The 14,325-nt window shown below is 63.8% G+C and carries 15 protein-coding genes; 8 read left to right on the top strand and 7 right to left on the bottom strand.

The genetic code is table 11. From position 1 onward, the window contains the following. Position 1: 1 nt before the first annotated feature. Positions 2-832, bottom strand: coding sequence for a PhzF family phenazine biosynthesis protein (locus LCM4577_RS02780; protein WP_041007284.1), 831 nt, complete (start codon positions 830-832; stop codon positions 2-4). 223 nt (positions 833-1,055) lie between these two features. On the opposite strand from LCM4577_RS02780, the gene dps reads away from it, so the two are divergent. Then, positions 1,056-1,544 (top strand): DNA starvation/stationary phase protection protein Dps, encoded by a 489-nt coding sequence (gene dps, locus LCM4577_RS02775; protein WP_071069485.1) that lies wholly within the window; start codon positions 1,056-1,058, stop codon positions 1,542-1,544. A gap of 244 nt (positions 1,545-1,788) precedes the next feature. On the opposite strand, the gene xdhC is transcribed toward dps, so the two are convergent. The 4 genes from xdhC to uraH all read right to left on the bottom strand — a co-directional run bounded on the left by xdhC (position 1,789) and on the right by uraH (position 7,084). Continuing rightward, on the bottom strand, positions 1,789-2,805 hold the full coding sequence (xdhC, locus tag LCM4577_RS02770; RefSeq protein ID WP_071036814.1) for a xanthine dehydrogenase accessory protein XdhC: 1,017 nt from the start codon (positions 2,803-2,805) through the stop codon (positions 1,789-1,791). A 62-nt stretch (positions 2,806-2,867) separates the two neighbouring features. Further along, complete coding sequence (gene xdhB, locus LCM4577_RS02765; protein WP_071069484.1) at positions 2,868-5,231, bottom strand: xanthine dehydrogenase molybdopterin binding subunit; 2,364 nt, start codon at positions 5,229-5,231, stop codon at positions 2,868-2,870. Continuing rightward, complete coding sequence (xdhA, locus tag LCM4577_RS02760; protein WP_071069482.1) at positions 5,231-6,706, bottom strand: xanthine dehydrogenase small subunit; 1,476 nt, start codon at positions 6,704-6,706, stop codon at positions 5,231-5,233. Before xdhA ends, xdhB begins: the two co-directional genes overlap by 1 nt. Positions 6,707-6,709: 3 nt before the next feature. Next, entirely contained in the window at positions 6,710-7,084 is a 375-nt protein-coding gene (gene uraH, locus LCM4577_RS02755) for a hydroxyisourate hydrolase (RefSeq protein WP_071036548.1), read from the bottom strand. Positions 7,085-7,269: 185 nt separating this feature from the next. Here uraH and puuE point away from each other — a divergent pair, with 185 nt between their 5' ends. The 4 genes from puuE to LCM4577_RS02735 all read left to right on the top strand — a co-directional run bounded on the left by puuE (position 7,270) and on the right by LCM4577_RS02735 (position 10,762). Then, a complete protein-coding gene (gene puuE, locus LCM4577_RS02750; RefSeq protein ID WP_071069479.1) occupies positions 7,270-8,694 on the top strand; it encodes an allantoinase PuuE in 1,425 nt (474 codons plus the stop codon). Between the two features lie 80 nt (positions 8,695-8,774). Then, complete coding sequence (locus LCM4577_RS02745) at positions 8,775-9,665, top strand: bifunctional allantoicase/(S)-ureidoglycine aminohydrolase (RefSeq protein WP_071069477.1); 891 nt, start codon at positions 8,775-8,777, stop codon at positions 9,663-9,665. Beyond that, complete coding sequence (locus LCM4577_RS02740; RefSeq protein ID WP_071069475.1) at positions 9,662-10,153, top strand: ureidoglycolate lyase; 492 nt, start codon at positions 9,662-9,664, stop codon at positions 10,151-10,153. Before LCM4577_RS02745 ends, LCM4577_RS02740 begins: the two co-directional genes overlap by 4 nt. Positions 10,154-10,168: 15 nt before the next feature. Continuing rightward, entirely contained in the window at positions 10,169-10,762 is a 594-nt protein-coding gene (locus tag LCM4577_RS02735; protein ID WP_071036552.1) for a nucleoside deaminase, read from the top strand. 10 nt (positions 10,763-10,772) lie between these two features. Here the strand turns inward: LCM4577_RS02735 and LCM4577_RS02730 are convergent, their stop codons facing one another. Together LCM4577_RS02730 and LCM4577_RS02725 are read right to left on the bottom strand one after the other, a co-directional pair. Further along, positions 10,773-11,084 (bottom strand): BrnA antitoxin family protein, encoded by a 312-nt coding sequence (locus LCM4577_RS02730; RefSeq protein ID WP_071069473.1) that lies wholly within the window; start codon positions 11,082-11,084, stop codon positions 10,773-10,775. Further along, a complete protein-coding gene (locus tag LCM4577_RS02725; protein WP_071069470.1) occupies positions 11,071-11,316 on the bottom strand; it encodes a BrnT family toxin in 246 nt (81 codons plus the stop codon). The genes LCM4577_RS02730 and LCM4577_RS02725 overlap by 14 nt, the downstream gene beginning before the upstream one ends. Positions 11,317-11,467: 151 nt before the next feature. Between LCM4577_RS02725 and LCM4577_RS02720 the strand changes: the two genes are divergently transcribed. The 3 genes from LCM4577_RS02720 to LCM4577_RS02710 all read left to right on the top strand — a co-directional run bounded on the left by LCM4577_RS02720 (position 11,468) and on the right by LCM4577_RS02710 (position 14,251). Further along, positions 11,468-11,773, top strand: coding sequence for a type II toxin-antitoxin system MqsR family toxin (locus LCM4577_RS02720; RefSeq protein WP_071069871.1), 306 nt, complete (start codon positions 11,468-11,470; stop codon positions 11,771-11,773). 2 nt (positions 11,774-11,775) lie between these two features. Then, positions 11,776-12,186 carry a type II toxin-antitoxin system MqsA family antitoxin gene (locus LCM4577_RS02715; protein WP_071069469.1) on the top strand — a complete coding sequence of 137 codons (411 nt, stop codon included), beginning with the start codon at positions 11,776-11,778 and terminating at the stop codon, positions 12,184-12,186. Positions 12,187-12,265: 79 nt separating this feature from the next. Next, a complete protein-coding gene (locus LCM4577_RS02710; RefSeq protein WP_071069467.1) occupies positions 12,266-14,251 on the top strand; it encodes a CocE/NonD family hydrolase in 1,986 nt (661 codons plus the stop codon). Positions 14,252-14,325 lie beyond the last annotated feature (74 nt).

Below are 14,325 nucleotides of genomic sequence, written 5' to 3'. Positions count from 1 at the left end.
TTTAATCCATCAGCCGCGCCGTCCCCGACACCCTGATCGAGCTGCCAGGCGCCGACGAAATGTCGGCATGGAGGCGTGAGCGCATGCCCATGTCTTCGCCCTGAACGATGTCGATCGCACCGCCATGCGGCCAGCCGAGATCGCGCAGATAGCCGGCAAAGGCCGCGGTGGCTGCGCCTGTCGCCGGGTCCTCATAAACCCCGCCGGAGGCGAATGGATTGCGCGTATGGAAGAGGCGCGGCGTCTCGGCATAGCCGAGCAAAATCGTGACCAGGCCTTCGCGGCGCATGAAGGACTGGCCTTTCTTGAGATCATAGGCCATGGCGGCCAGCGCTTCGCGTGACTTTAGCGCCAGCACGAGATGATCGGCGCCGCCATGGATCAACGCCGGCGGAATGGCGGGATCGAGGTCGCCCGGCTGATAGCCGAACAGGGAGAGCGCCTCGCCGACCAGTTCCGACGAGGCCGGCCGGCTGCGCGTCGGCGGCGACTGCAAGGCGGCGGCAAAGTTCGCGCCGTCGCGAAATCCTTCCACGGTTATGTTGGCCTGGTTGAGCGTCAGCTCGAAAATGCCGTCGCCGAATTTCCTGACCAGCGCCGCGCCGAGCGCGATGGTGGCATGGCCGCAGAACGGCACTTCCGACTCCGGCGAAAAATAGCGCACGCGCCAGCTAACGCCTTCAGGCGCGGCGAAGGCGGTTTCCGAGAAGCCTACTTCGGCCGCGACGCGCTGCATGGCGGCCGCATCCGGCAAGGCCTCGCCGATCACCACGCCGGCCGGATTGCCGCCGGTGTTCCCGTCCGAAAAGGCTGCGATCTTCAGTACATCCATGGTCCTGGCCCCGTTATCCGTGAGGCGCAACAAACACGTTCCGGGCCGCTTTGGGAAATGAAGAAAGCGCCGAGCAGCGGTGAGCGCCAGTCACATCTGCGATCGGAGTCGTGTGCTTCATTCCATTGCGGAACGAAATCCGGCCCATCGCCGTTCTGACGGTTGGCGGCCACCCGGGCCGCCTTTCAGCTCTCAGCAATCAGCAGCGCGACAGGAGCCGGCCATGGACGCCATCGTCACCAAGAACGACCTCAAATCCGATGCCAAGAAGGAATCGATCGATCTGCTCAACGCCAGGCTTGCCGACGCCATCGACCTGGCGCTGATCACCAAGCAGGCGCACTGGAACGTCAAAGGCCCGCAATTCATCGCCATCCATGAAATGCTCGACGAATTCCGCGAGGAGATCGACGGCCATATCGACATCATCGCCGAGCGTGCCGTGCAGCTCGGCGGCACCGCGCACGGCACCTCGCAGGACGTGTCGAAGGCGACGAAGCTGAAACCCTATCCGACCGACATCCACAAGACCAAGGATCATCTGGCGGCGCTGATCGACCGCTATGCCACGGCCGCCAAGCTCGCCCGTGAAGCGATCGACGAAGCGGACGACGCCGGCGATGCCGACACCGCCGACATCTTCACCGCCTATTCGCGCTCGCTGGACAAATTGCTGTGGTTCCTCGAAGCGCACACGCAGGAGAAGGAATAGTCAGGCGGTTGCCCGTTCTCACATGGACGGGGCAATCGCATATGGCGCTCCCCTCTCCGTCTCGGCTTCGCCGAGACACCTCTCCCCCGCTTTGCGGGGGCGAGGAACCCAGGCTTGCAAAGGCGGCGACTTTGGCGGTTGGCGTTTCCTCGCCCCCATAAAATGGGGGAGAGGTGTCCGCGCAGCGGACGGAGAGGGGGCAGCGCTGCCATATGCGATTGCCCTGCCCACGTGGCCGGCTGGATCAGCCGGCCATCGCCTTGTCAGCGCTGGCTGAGCTTGGCGCCTCCACGGCATGCGACACCAGCGCCGTCATGATCTCGGCGGCGGCGAGCGCTGCGATCACCGGCGGGCGCTTGTCCTTCACAGCATTGCCGCCGATTGGCGAGACGAGCCGATCGAACTGCGCTTCGCTGCCCTCGGCCGACTTCAGGAACCAGCTCTTGAAGGTGGCCTTCTTGGTCTTGGAGCCGATCATGCCGACATAGGCGGTGTCGTCGCGCTTCAGCGCCTCGGCGACGATCAGGAAATCGAGAGCATGATCGTGGGTGAGGATGGCGAAGGCCGATCCCGCCGGCGCCTCGCGCACCACGGCTTCGGGCATCGGCGTCAGCCGCGTCTCGACCGTTTCCGGCATGCCTTCCAGCGCTTCGGATCGGGTCTCGACCACGACGACGTGGATCGGCAGCAGCGCCAGCGACGCAGCCAGCGCCTGACCGACATGGCCGCCGCCGAAGAGATAGACATGGGGCAGATGCGCTTCTTCCGATTCAGCGTCGGCGATCAGCTTTTCCTCGATTGTCGCGTCGACAAGGCGGATCGACACCTCGACGCGGCCGCCGCAGCATTGGCCGATCTCCGGCCCGAGCGGGACATCAAGCGTGGCGCAGACCTCATCGACCTCGATGCGGGTTTCTTTACCCTCCCCCATGTGGGGAGGGTCGGAGAGCAGGCGGCGCGAAGCGGCGTTTGCTCTTCGGGGTGGGGACACGGCGACGCCGCGCCCCCCTCCCCGGCCGACTTCGTCGTCCGACCCTCCCCACAAGGGGGAGGGTGAGGAGCCCAGCATCTGCCGCGCCTTGTCGATCGCCATATATTCGAGCTGGCCGCCACCGATGGTGCCGAAAATGGCCGATGCCGAGACAAGCATGAAGGCGCCGGCCTCGCGCGGTGTCGAGCCTTTCGTGGCCGCCACCTCGACGAGGGCAACCCGGCCAGCCTGGCCGAGAAACGCCTTCAGGCTTTGCACTTTCGAGTTCATCGTCTGCATTTCCACATTGGAAATATAGCGTTTTTCGTCCCGAATTGCACGTTTGGCCGAATTCAGGCCGGCTTCGCGGCTTCCCGCTTCAATCGCTCGATCGCCATCAGCACCCGTTCCGGCGTCGCCGGAGCATCGAGGCGCGGGCAGATCTTGTTGTCGGCGACGCTGGCAATCGCGTCCGACAGCGCATGCAGCACCGACATGCCATGCGGCAGCGGCGGCTCGCCTACGGCCTTGGAGCGATGGATGGTCGGCTCGTAGGCCGACGACCAGTCGGTCAGCTTCACGTTGAAGATCTTTGGGCGGTCGGACGCCAGCGGGATCTTGTAGGTCGACGGCGCGTGCGTGCGCAGCCGACCGCTATTGTCCCACCACAGCTCCTCCGTGGTCAGCCAGCCCATGCCCTGGATGAAGCCGCCCTCGACTTGGCCGAGATCGATCGCCCGGTTCAGCGAGCGACCGCAATCGTGCAGGATATCGGTGCGCTCGACGACATATTCGCCGGTCAGCGTGTCGACCGAGACTTCCGAGCAGGCCGCGCCATAGGCGTAATAGTAGAAGGCGTGGCCGCGGCCCTTGGCACGGTCCCAATGGATTTTCGGCGTCTTGTAGAAGCCGGCCGCCGACAACTGGACACGATTGATATAGGCCTGCTTGACCAAGTCGTTGAAGGCCACTTCCTGATTGCCGACGCGCACCCGGTTCGGCAGGAACACCACCTGGTCGTGCGGCACCTGGTATTTGTCGGCGGCAAAGTCGATCAGCCGCTTGCGGATCTGGCGGGCGGCATCCTGCGCCGCCATGCCGTTGAGGTCGGCGCCGGAGGACGCAGCCGTTGGCGAGGTGTTCGGCACCTTGGCGGTGGTGGTCGCGGTGATCTTGACGCGGTCGAGGTCGATCTGGAATTCCTCGGCGACGACCTGCGCCACCTTGAGGTGCAGGCCCTGGCCCATCTCGGTGCCGCCATGGTTCATATGCACCGAGCCGTCGRCATAGACATGCACCAGCGCGCCGGCCTGGTTGGCCTCGGTCTTGGTGAAGGAGATGCCGAACTTGACCGGCGTCAGCGCCAGGCCGCGCTTGATGAAGCGACTGTTGTTGTTGAAGGCGCTGATCTCGCGGCGGCGTCGCGCATAGTTCGCGCTTTCCTCCAGCTCGGCCACGATGCGCTGGATGATGCAGTCCTCGACCTTCTGGTGGTAGGGCGTGACGCTGCGATCGCCGATCGCCTCCATCGGGTCGTAGAAGTTCAGCTTGCGGATCTCGAGCGGGTCCTTGCCGACCGCGAAGGCCACCTCGTCGATGACGCGCTCGGCACCCACCATGCCCTGCGGCCCGCCGAAGCCGCGGAAGGCGGTGTTGGAGACGGTGTTGGTGTAGAGCGGCGCCGACTTCGCATGCACCGCCGGATAGAAATAGGCATTGTCGCAATGGAACAGCGCGCGATCGCCGACCGGACCGGACAGGTCGGCGGAAAAGCCACAGCGCAAGGCGTAGGTGAAGTCGACGCCCAGGATGTTGCCTTTGTCGTCGAAGCCGACCTCGTAGTCGATGGCGAAGTCGTGCCGCTTGCCGGTGGCGGTCATGTCCTCGTCGCGGTCGAGCCTGATTTTCACCGCGCGCTTGAGCTTCTTGGCTGCGATGGCGGCGATCGCGGCGCATTGGTTTGCCTGCGTTTCCTTGCCGCCGAAGCCGCCGCCCATGCGGCGCACCTCGACCGTGACCGCATGGCTCGGCACGCCGAGCGTGTGCGCGACCAGATGCTGCGTCTCGCTCGGCCCTTGCGTCGAGCAATAGACGGTGACCTCGTCATCCTCGCCGGGGATGGCGAGTGACACCTGGCCTTCCAGATAGAAATGGTCCTGGCCGCCAAGCCACATGCGGTTCTTGATGCGGCGGGGAGCCGCCGCGATCGCAGCGGCCGCATCGCCGCGCTTCAGGATCAGCGGCGTGGTGACCTGCTTGTCCTTGACGGGATCGAGATCCCAGATGTCGATAACGGCCGGAAGCTCGTCATAGTCGATCTTGGCCAGACGCGCAGCGCGGCGCGCTTCCTCGCGCGTCTCGGCAACCACGGCGAAGATCGGCTGGCCGTAAAACTCGACCTTGCCTTCGGCAAGCACCGGATCGTCATGCATGTTGCTCGGCGAAACATCGTTCTCGCCGGGCACGTCGGCATGGGTCAGCACATCGACGACGCCGGGCGCCGAGCGCACGGCCGACAGGTCGAGGCTTTTCAGCGTGCCGTGCGCGATCTTGGAGAGGCCCAGACCGACATGCAGCGTGCCGGCTGGCTCAGGCATGTCATCGATATAGACGGCGGTACCGCTGACATGCTTGTGCGCGGAATCATGCCGCTGGTCGGTGGCGACGCCGCCGACAATCTTCTCGGCTTTGAGATTGGCTGGAGCGTGCTTGTTCATCAGGCCGCCTCGTCGCGCGACACCTGGAACGGCGCCTTCGTTCCGGTCGTCTCGATATAGAAGCGCAGCAAGAGGTTCTTCGCCGCCAGCGCCCGGTATTCGGCAGTCGCCCGCATGTCGGTGAGCGGCGTGAAGTCACTGGCGTATTCGGCCATCGCGGTCTCCACAGTCGCTTCGTTCCAGACCTTGCCGATCAGCGCCTTCTCGACCGCAGTGGCGCGCTTCGGCGTCGCCGCCATGCCGCCATAGGCGATGCGGATGTCGGCCACGGTGCCATCCTTGGCCAGCGTCAGACAGAAGGCGCCCAGCGTCGCCGTGATATCCTCGTCTTGCCGCTTGGTGACCTTGTAGACGGCAAATTTTTTGCCGCTCTCCGGCACCGGCACATGGACTGCTTCGACGAACTCGCCGGGCTGACGGTCCTGCTTGCCATAGGCGATGAAGAAGGTTTCGAGCGGGATGGTGCGACGGGCCTTGCCCTTGCGCAGGGTGAGTTGCGCGCCGAGCGCGATCAGCGGGGGCGGCGTGTCGCCGATCGGCGAGCCGTTGGCGATGTTGCCGCCGATCGTGCCCATGTTGCGCACCTGCTCGCCGCCGATGCGGTCGACCAGCGGCCCCAGCGCCGGGAAGCGTTTCTGCAGCGTCTCGAAGGCTTCGGTGTAAGTGACGCCGGCGCCGATGGTGATCACGCCATCCTTCTCCGACATCGTGCGCAAGCCTTCGAGACCGCCGATAAAGATCGCCGGCGAGATGTCGCGCATGTGCTTGGTGACCCAGAGGCCGACATCGGTCGAGCCGGCGACGATGGTGGCGCCCGGCTCCTTCTCGAGCACGGCGGCGAAATCGTCGACATCGGCCGGCACAACCAATCGCGCCTTGCCCGACCCGATCTCGACCCTGGCGCCGTCGCGCAGTGCTTCCAGCCGCGCGGTGACGTCCTTGCGCTCCACCGCCAGCGGGTCCTTGGCGGCCTTGCCGTAGCTCGAAATGGCATGCGCGGCACGCATGATCGCCTCATAGCCGGTGCAACGGCAGAGATTGCCCTGCAGCGCCTTTTCGATCGCCGCGTTGGACGGATCGGGCGTCTTCATCCAGAGCCCATAGAGCGACATGACGAAGCCCGGTGTGCAGAAACCGCATTGCGAGCCGTGGAAATCGACCATCGCCTGCTGCACCGGATGCAGCTTGCCGGGCTCGCCGCGCAGATGTTCCACGGTCACAATATGCGTCCCGTCGAGCGAGCCCATGAAGCGGATGCAGGCATTGACGCTTTCATAGACCAGGCCGTCGGCCGAGAGCTTGCCGACCAGCACCGTGCAGGCGCCGCAGTCGCCCTCGGCACAGCCTTCCTTGGTGCCGCGCAGCGAGCGGTCGAGCCGCAGCCAGTCGAGCAGGGTCGCATCGGGCGCGACGTCTCTCAGCGCCACGTCGCTGCCGTTCAGGATGAAGCGTATCTCGTTGCGGATCTCTGCCATGTCTCAGCTCCCCCGATAGGTCGAGTAACCATAGGGCGAAATCAAGAGCGGGACGTGGTAGTGCCGCGCTTCCGCAATGCCGAAGCGGATCGGCACGATGTCGAGGAAAGCTGGCTCCGGCAATTTGATGCCCTGGCCGCGCAGATAGTCGCCGGCGGCGAAGACCAGCTCATATTCGCCAATGCGAAACTCGGCGCCGGCGAGCAGCGGCGCGTCGCAGCGGCCGTCGTCGTTGGTGGCAACCGTCTTGAGATGCGCGCGGTGCTGGCCCTCGATGCGGAAAAGCCCGATTGACAGGCCCTTTGCCGGCCGGCCGGTCGCCGTGTCGAGCACATGGGTCGTCAGGCGCCCGCCATCGGCTTTCGACGTCTCTGCCACTGGCGGCCTCCCATTTCCAGCACGACCGATTGGCCGGTACAGTTTCAGGTCAATTCTGCGCCAATTAAAGGCGATGCATAAGCCCCGGTCGAGCGGAGTGCGGCAAAAAGCACTTTCAAAAATTTTCGGGGGAATGCTGCAGCACTCCTTTCGATATCTTCAGTGCAACAAGGGCAGGAGCAGCCATGCGTTACGATCGGGACATGCGCGGTTACGGGGCCAATCCGCCGGATCCGAAATGGCCCGGCGGCGCGCATGTCGCGGTGCAGTTCGTCGTCAACTACGAGGAAGGCGGCGAGAACTGCGTGCTGCATGGCGACAAGGCTTCCGAAGCCTTCCTGTCCGAGATCGTCGGTGCGGCGCCCTGGGTCGGCCAGCGCCACTGGAACATGGAATCGATCTATGAATACGGCGCCCGGGCCGGCTTCTGGCGGCTCTACCGGCTGTTCACGGAAGCCAAGGTGCCGGTGACCTGCTACGGCGTCGCCACCGCGCTCGCCCGCTCGCCCGATCAGGTCACGGCGATGCAGGAGGCCGGCTGGGAGATCGCCTCGCACGGGCTGAAATGGATCGACTATCGCGACCATGACGCGGAGGACGAGCGGCGCGATCTCGAAGAGACGATCCGGCTGCATTACGACGTGACCGGCGCGCGGCCGACCGGCTGGTACACCGGCCGCACCTCGGTCAACACGGTGCGGCTCGTCGCCGAGGAGGGCGGCTTCGACTACATCTCCGACACCTATGACGACGAGCTGCCCTACTGGTTCGACCGCGACGGGCTGGAGAAGCCGCAGCTCATCATCCCCTACACGCTCGACGCCAACGACATGCGCTTCGCGACGCCGCAGGGCTTCAACTCCGGCGACCAGTTCTTCGCTTATCTGAAGGACAGTTTCGACACGCTTTATGCCGAGGGCAAAGCGGGCAGGCCGCGCATGATGAATATAGGCCTGCACTGCCGGCTGGTCGGCCGCCCGGGCCGCGTGGCGGCACTGAAGCGCTTCATCGACTATGTGAAGTCGCATGACAAGGTCTGGCTGACGCGGCGCATCGACATCGCCAAGCACTGGCGCGAAACGCACCCCTACGAGGCGCCGGCGCTGCGCCCGTCGCGGATGGGGTTCGAAGAATTCGTGCATGCCTTCGGCAGCGTTTTCGAGCATTCGCCCTGGATCGCCGAGCGCGCCTACGAATTGGAACTCGGGCCCGCGCATGACAGCGCCGGCGGCCTGCACAACGCGCTCTGCCGCGTCTTCCGCGCGGCGAGCGAGGCCGAACGGCTTTCCGTGCTCAACGCTCACCCGGACCTTGCCGGCAAGCTGGCGGCGGCCAGGCGGCTGACGCCGGAATCGGCCAGGGAGCAGGCCTCCGCCGGGCTCGACGCGCTAACCGACAAGGAGCGCGAGCTGTTCTCGAAACTCAACGCCGCTTATGTCACCACCTTCGGCTTCCCCTTCATCATCGCGGTCAAGGGCAAGACCAAGGACGAAATCCTGGCGGAGTTCGAGGCGCGGATCGGCAACAGCCGCGGCACCGAGTTCGAAACCGCCTGCAAACAGGTCGAGCGCATCGCACTGCTTCGCCTGAAAGACATGCTCCCACTCTAATGTTTGTCGTTTTTTGTTGACGCAATTCCCGACGGAAAACCGCTTACTCTTCCTGGAATTGCTCTGAGGGTCAGGACCCCATGGATATGATCAAGACCGCCGAGCGAACCTACTACGCGCCGCAGGGCGGCCATTCCGGCCAGAACGAGCTCTTGACCGGCAGGGCCGTCTTCACCGAGGCCTATGCGGTCATCCCCAGGGGCGTGATGCAGGACATCGTCACCAGCCCGCTGCCCTTCTGGGACAAGACCAGGGCCTGGATCATCGCAAGGCCGCTGTCCGGCTTCGCCGAGACCTTCTCGCAGTACATTGTCGAGGTTCTGCCTAGTGGCGGCAGCGAGCGGCCGGAACTCGATGCCGGCGCCGAAGGCGTGCTGTTCGTCGTCGAGGGCGAACTCACCGTATCGCTTGCCGGCAAAAAGCACCTGCTTACCCCAGGTGGTTTCGCCTACCTGCCGCCGGCGAGCGGCTGGACTGTGCGTAACGAGAGCGGCGCTGCCGTTCGCTTCCACTGGATCCGCAAGGCCTATGAGGCCGTCGACGGCCTCGACGTGCCGGAAGCCTTCTTCTCGAGCGACCAGGATGTGGCGCCGAGCCCGATGCCGGGTACGGAAGGGCGTTGGGCAACGACCCGTTTCGTCGACCCGGCCGACATGCGCCACGACATGCATGTCACCATCGTCACGCTGAAGCCGGGCGCGGTCATCCCCTTCGCCGAAACCCATGTCATGGAGCACGGGCTCTATGTGCTGGAAGGCAAGGCGGTCTACCGCCTCAACCAGGACTGGGTCGAGGTCGAGGCCGGCGACTTCATGTGGCTGCGCGCCTTCTGCCCGCAGGCCTGCTATGCCGGCGGCCCCGGCAATTTCCGCTACCTGCTCTACAAGGACGTCAATCGTCACGCCAGGCTTGGCGGTTATCTTGGGGGCGGTTAWCTTGGGGGCGRCTATCTCGAGGGCAAGGCGCGGTGAGCCGCATTGTCGCCAAGCCGCTGACCCGCGAGAGTTTCGCGCCCTTCGGCGACGTCATCGACATGAGCGGCGACAACCGCTACCCGATCAACGGCGGCCGGGCGATGCGCTATCACGACCTCGCCACCGCCGAGGCTACAGGCCCGAACGCGCGCGTGCTGATCTCCATGGTGCGCGGCACGCCCTATGAGATGCCGCTAAAGCTCGCCATGGTCGAGCGCCATCCGCTCGGCAGCCAGGCCTTCATCCCGCTGTCACCGCGGCCGTTCCTGGTGGTCGTCTGCCATGACACCCAGGACGGCCCCGGAGAGCCGCATGCCTTTCTCGCCGGCCCCGGACAGGGCATCAACTACCGCCGCAACCTCTGGCACGGCGTGCTGACGCCGATCGGCGAGGAACAGGATTTTATCATCGTCGACCGCGGCGGCGACGGCTCCAATCTCGAAGAGTTCTATTTCTCGCACCCCTACGAGATCCACCTCCCCTGAAAGCTTGCGATTGACATGACCGACGTTTCGCTGATCGACCGCCTGCTCGACGTGATCGAGCACGACATCGTGCCAAAGACGGCTGAGGGCGTCGCCCATGGCAACAAGCTGTTCGGCGCCGCGATCCTGAGGAAAGACGACCGCTCGCTGGTGCTGGCTGAGACCAACAACGAGATGGAAAACCCGCTCTGGCATGGCGAGGTGCATTGCCTGAAGCGTTTCTACGAGATGCCCAAGGCCGAGCGCGTCGACACCAAGGATGCGCTGTTCATCGCCACGCACGAGCCCTGCTCGCTCTGCCTGTCGGCGATAACCTGGACCGGCTTCGACAATTTCTACTACCTGTTCAGCCATGAGGATTCGCGCGACAGTTTTGCTATCCCGCATGATCTGAAAATCCTGAAAGAGGTCTTCACTCTCGACCCCGGCGGCTACAATGCCGAGAACGCCTATTGGAAGAGTTTTTCCATTCGCAGGCTGGTGCGGGCGCTGCCCGAAGCCGAGCGCAAGCGGCTGGAGGCTCGGATCGGCAGAATTGAGGCGCGTTATAACAAGCTGTCGGGCGTCTATCAGGCGAGCAAGGCCGAGAACGACATTCCGCTGAACTGACGCGGATTGCCTACCTTACCTTCGCGTTTTTCAGCACCTCATTTATCCTCGCCTGCCAGCCTTTGCCGGTCGCCTTGAATTTTCTGACAACGTCCTGGTCCAGGCGGATGGAGACGACTTGCTTTGGTTTCTCCAGGGCCGGCCGGCCACGGGAGCGCCTTATACTCTCGAAAAGCTCCGGGAGCGCTTCCGCGAAAGGCTTGGCTTGGGCCAGCTGTTCGTCGGTCGCCTCCCCATCCTCAGGATCAGCAGCAATCTGTCTTTGAATTTCGGCTTCCTCGGCATCGGTAAGCCGCCGAATACGTGACTTAGTGTTGCTCATACACGGACCTTTCCTTTCGGCTGGCACGACGCATCGAGATCGCTTCAGAACCAAGCGGCTTGAAGATCACGGCGAGAATGATCTCTCCAAATTCTCCAATTGCCTTGAGCCGACCGGCCTTGGCCAGGAGGACAATTGACGTGGCAAAAAACTCGATATCGAGATCGGCGAAGTCGAGACCTCGGTTTTCGAGGTTCGTCACCCGTTTTGGCTCATCCCAAACGATTTTCAGGCGAGATCATCCACTGTGTCTGCGTCGGGCCACGTGAATAAACGTAATACATAAATTAGCGCGACAGCGCAAGTTGAAAGCCGAATGATCTGAGCCGGTCCTCGGCAACTGGTCATCTTGAATTGCCACCTTTATGGTGGCATATTTGGTCATGGAGAAACGCAGGCCCACCTACGATCTCGATGCAATCAAGGCGACGTTCGGGTCTGTCGATACGTTGGCCATCACAACGTCAGCCCTGCGGGACGCAATTGGCCTCGGCTTCGATCGTGCCGGCATTGTCGAGGTGATCGGCGGCATGACACGCAAGATGTTCGTGAAGTCGATGACGACTTTCGCGGATCACCGGGTCTGGCAGGACGTTTACTACGTGCCGGCGCGCGACATCGTTCTCTATGTGAAATTCCAGGCGGATGTCGTGACCGAATTCACGGTCATGGCATTCAAGGAGAAATGATAATGGCAAGAGAAACCAGTGAAACCATGATCTCTCCCGAAACCGGAGAGATCCTAACGCGCGGGGTGCGTCCGTTCACCGTGACCTACAAAGGCGAGAGCATGGTTGTCGACCTGCCGGGCTATTATCCGGCTTCGGACGGAGACGGCGTGCATGTCGGAGACGACATGGCTGGCGTTGATGCCGCCCTGCGCGTTCTCAAGGAAAAGATCGACGGCGTGCCGGCGCCAGAAACTATCCGGCGCATGCGCGCAAAGCTCAAGCTGTCGCAACGTGAGGCCGGCTCTCTTTTCAAGGTCGGCGAGAACGCCTTCGACAAATATGAAAGGGGCCTGATCGAGCCGAGCGGCCCGACCATTCAACTGATGACGTTGCTGGAAAAGCACCCCGAACTGCTTGACGAATTGCGCTAACGACCCAGGTCGCATTTTTTGATGCTCCAGTCGCGATTGGCGATTGAAAGTCGCCATGACGCGGAGCGTTATGCGCCCCATGAAAACCATCACCGAATTTCCCCGCAAGGTCGTCGAATTTCCCGATATGGGCATCGTCATGCCAGACGGTTGCCGGCTGTCGGCGCGCGTCTGGATGCCCGAGGATGCGACGGACAGTCCGGTGCCGGCGATCCTCGAGCACCTGCCCTACCGCAAGCGCGACGGCACCATTTTTCGCGATCARCTCACCCATCCCTATTTCGCCGGCCACGGCTATGCCTCGATCCGCGTCGACATGCGCGGCAACGGCGATTCCGAAGGGCTGATGGACGACGAATATTCCGAGCAGGAATTGCAGGATGCCTGCGACGTCATCGCCTGGGCGGCGGCGCAGCCCTGGTGCAACGGCAATGTCGGCATGATGGGTATTTCCTGGGGCGGCTTCAACTGCCTGCAGACGGCGGCGAAGCAGCCGCCGGCGCTGAAGGCGGTGATCAGCCTGTGCTCGACCRTCGACCGCTATGCCGACGACATCCATTACAAGGGCGGCTGCCTGCTGCTCGAAAATTTCGGCTGGGCCTCGACAATGCTGTCCTATTCGTCGCGGCCGCCGGACCCGGCCATCGCCGGCGGCAATCGCTGGCGCGACTTGTGGCTCAGCCGGCTGGAGAACCAGCCTTTCCTGTTGCCGCTATGGCTCAGCCACCAGCATCGCGACGCCTATTGGAAACGTGGGTCGATCTGCGAGAATTTTTCGGCGGTCAAGGCGGCCGTGCTGTCTATCGGCGGCTGGCATGACGGCTACCGCAACACGATCTCGCACCTCGTCACCAACATCCAGTCGCCGGTCAAAGGCATCGTCGGCCCCTGGATCCACAAATACCCGCATTACGCCGGGCCCAATCCGGCCATCGGCTTCCTGCAGGAAGCGCTGCGCTGGTGGGACCGCTGGCTCAAGGGCGCTGCGACCGGCGTCGAGGCCGATCCGGCCTATCGCGCCTATGTGATGGACAGCGTGCGGCCGGCGCGCTGGCATCCCGAGCGGCCGGGCCGCTGGGTGGCGGACCAGGAATGGCCGTCACCGAATATCAGGATCGAGGCGATCGGACTCATCACCGACGGCGCCAAGCCCTCCATCGTCGCTTCGCCGCAGACCTGCGGCCTTGCCGGCGGAGAGTATTTTCCCTTCACCTTCGGGCCGGAACTGCCCGGCGACCAACGCCCCGACGACGCGCTGTCGGTGTGCTTCGACCAGCCCGTGCTCGGCGCGGAGATCGACATCGTCGGCGCGCCGGAGCTCGAAATCCGGGTTGCCGCCGATCGGCCCCAGGCCAACATCGCGGTGCGCCTCTGCGACGTGCATCCCGACGGCGCCTCGGAGCTGATCTCCTATGGTGTGCTTAACCTAACCCACCGCAACTCGCACGAATTCCCCGAGCCGTTGGTTCCCGGCGAGACGGTTTCGGCACGCGTGGTGCTCGACCAGTGCGCCTACCGGGTGCCGGCCGGCCATAAATTGCGCATCGCCGTCTCGACCGCCTACTGGCCGATGATCTGGCCCTCGCCGGAGCCGGTGCGGCTCGATCTCGCGAAGGCGACGCTGAAGCTGCCGCTGCGCCCGCCGGCGAAAGGCAATGAAGTCTCGTTCCCTGAACCGGAAGGCGCGACTCCCTGGGCGACCGAGACGATCCGGCCGGCGAATTCCGAACGCCATGTCGACCGCGACGAGAAGACCGGCCTCGTCACGCTTTCCATAACCGACGATTTCGGCGCGGTGCGCGACCTCGACCACGGGCTGGTCAATGGCAGCATCGTGCGCGAGACATGGATGATCCATCCCGACGACCCGCTGTCGGCCACCGGAGCCACGCATTGGACGCAGACCTTGTCGCGGAATGATTGGTCGGTGCGGACAGAAACCTTTGCCCAGATGCGATCGGACGCCGCAAACTTCATCGTCAGCGCCAGAATCGAAGCCTATGAGGGCGAAAAGCTGGTCTTCGAACGCCATTTCGAGCACGCGATTCCCCGCGCGCTCCTCTGAGCCCCGGCAAGATTGGTCCAAATGCGACGTGCGATTTACGCCACCGCATGTCGCATTCGGTCTTGCCTGCCGCT

The sequence above is a fragment of the Mesorhizobium sp. LCM 4577 genome (assembly GCF_001854795.2).
Classification (GTDB): domain Bacteria; phylum Pseudomonadota; class Alphaproteobacteria; order Rhizobiales; family Rhizobiaceae; genus Mesorhizobium; species Mesorhizobium plurifarium.
Note: the sequence above shows the minus strand (reverse complement) of the source record. Positions and strands in the feature narration are given on the sequence as shown.

Excerpts from the sequence above, each read along its gene's own strand:
- LCM4577_RS02780 (WP_041007284.1), bottom strand. The coding sequence starts at position 832 with ATGGATGTACTGAAGATCGCAGCCTTTTCGGACGGGAACACCGGCGGC.
- dps (WP_071069485.1), top strand. The coding sequence starts at position 1,056 with ATGGACGCCATCGTCACCAAGAACGACCTCAAATCCGATGCCAAGAAG.
- xdhC (WP_071036814.1), bottom strand. The coding sequence starts at position 2,805 with ATGAACTCGAAAGTGCAAAGCCTGAAGGCGTTTCTCGGCCAGGCTGGC.
- xdhA (WP_071069482.1), bottom strand. The coding sequence starts at position 6,706 with ATGGCAGAGATCCGCAACGAGATACGCTTCATCCTGAACGGCAGCGAC.
- puuE (WP_071069479.1), top strand. The coding sequence starts at position 7,270 with ATGCGTTACGATCGGGACATGCGCGGTTACGGGGCCAATCCGCCGGAT.
- LCM4577_RS02735 (WP_071036552.1), top strand. The coding sequence starts at position 10,169 with ATGACCGACGTTTCGCTGATCGACCGCCTGCTCGACGTGATCGAGCAC.
- LCM4577_RS02730 (WP_071069473.1), bottom strand. The coding sequence starts at position 11,084 with ATGAGCAACACTAAGTCACGTATTCGGCGGCTTACCGATGCCGAGGAA.
- LCM4577_RS02720 (WP_071069871.1), top strand. The coding sequence starts at position 11,468 with ATGGAGAAACGCAGGCCCACCTACGATCTCGATGCAATCAAGGCGACG.
- LCM4577_RS02715 (WP_071069469.1), top strand. The coding sequence starts at position 11,776 with ATGGCAAGAGAAACCAGTGAAACCATGATCTCTCCCGAAACCGGAGAG.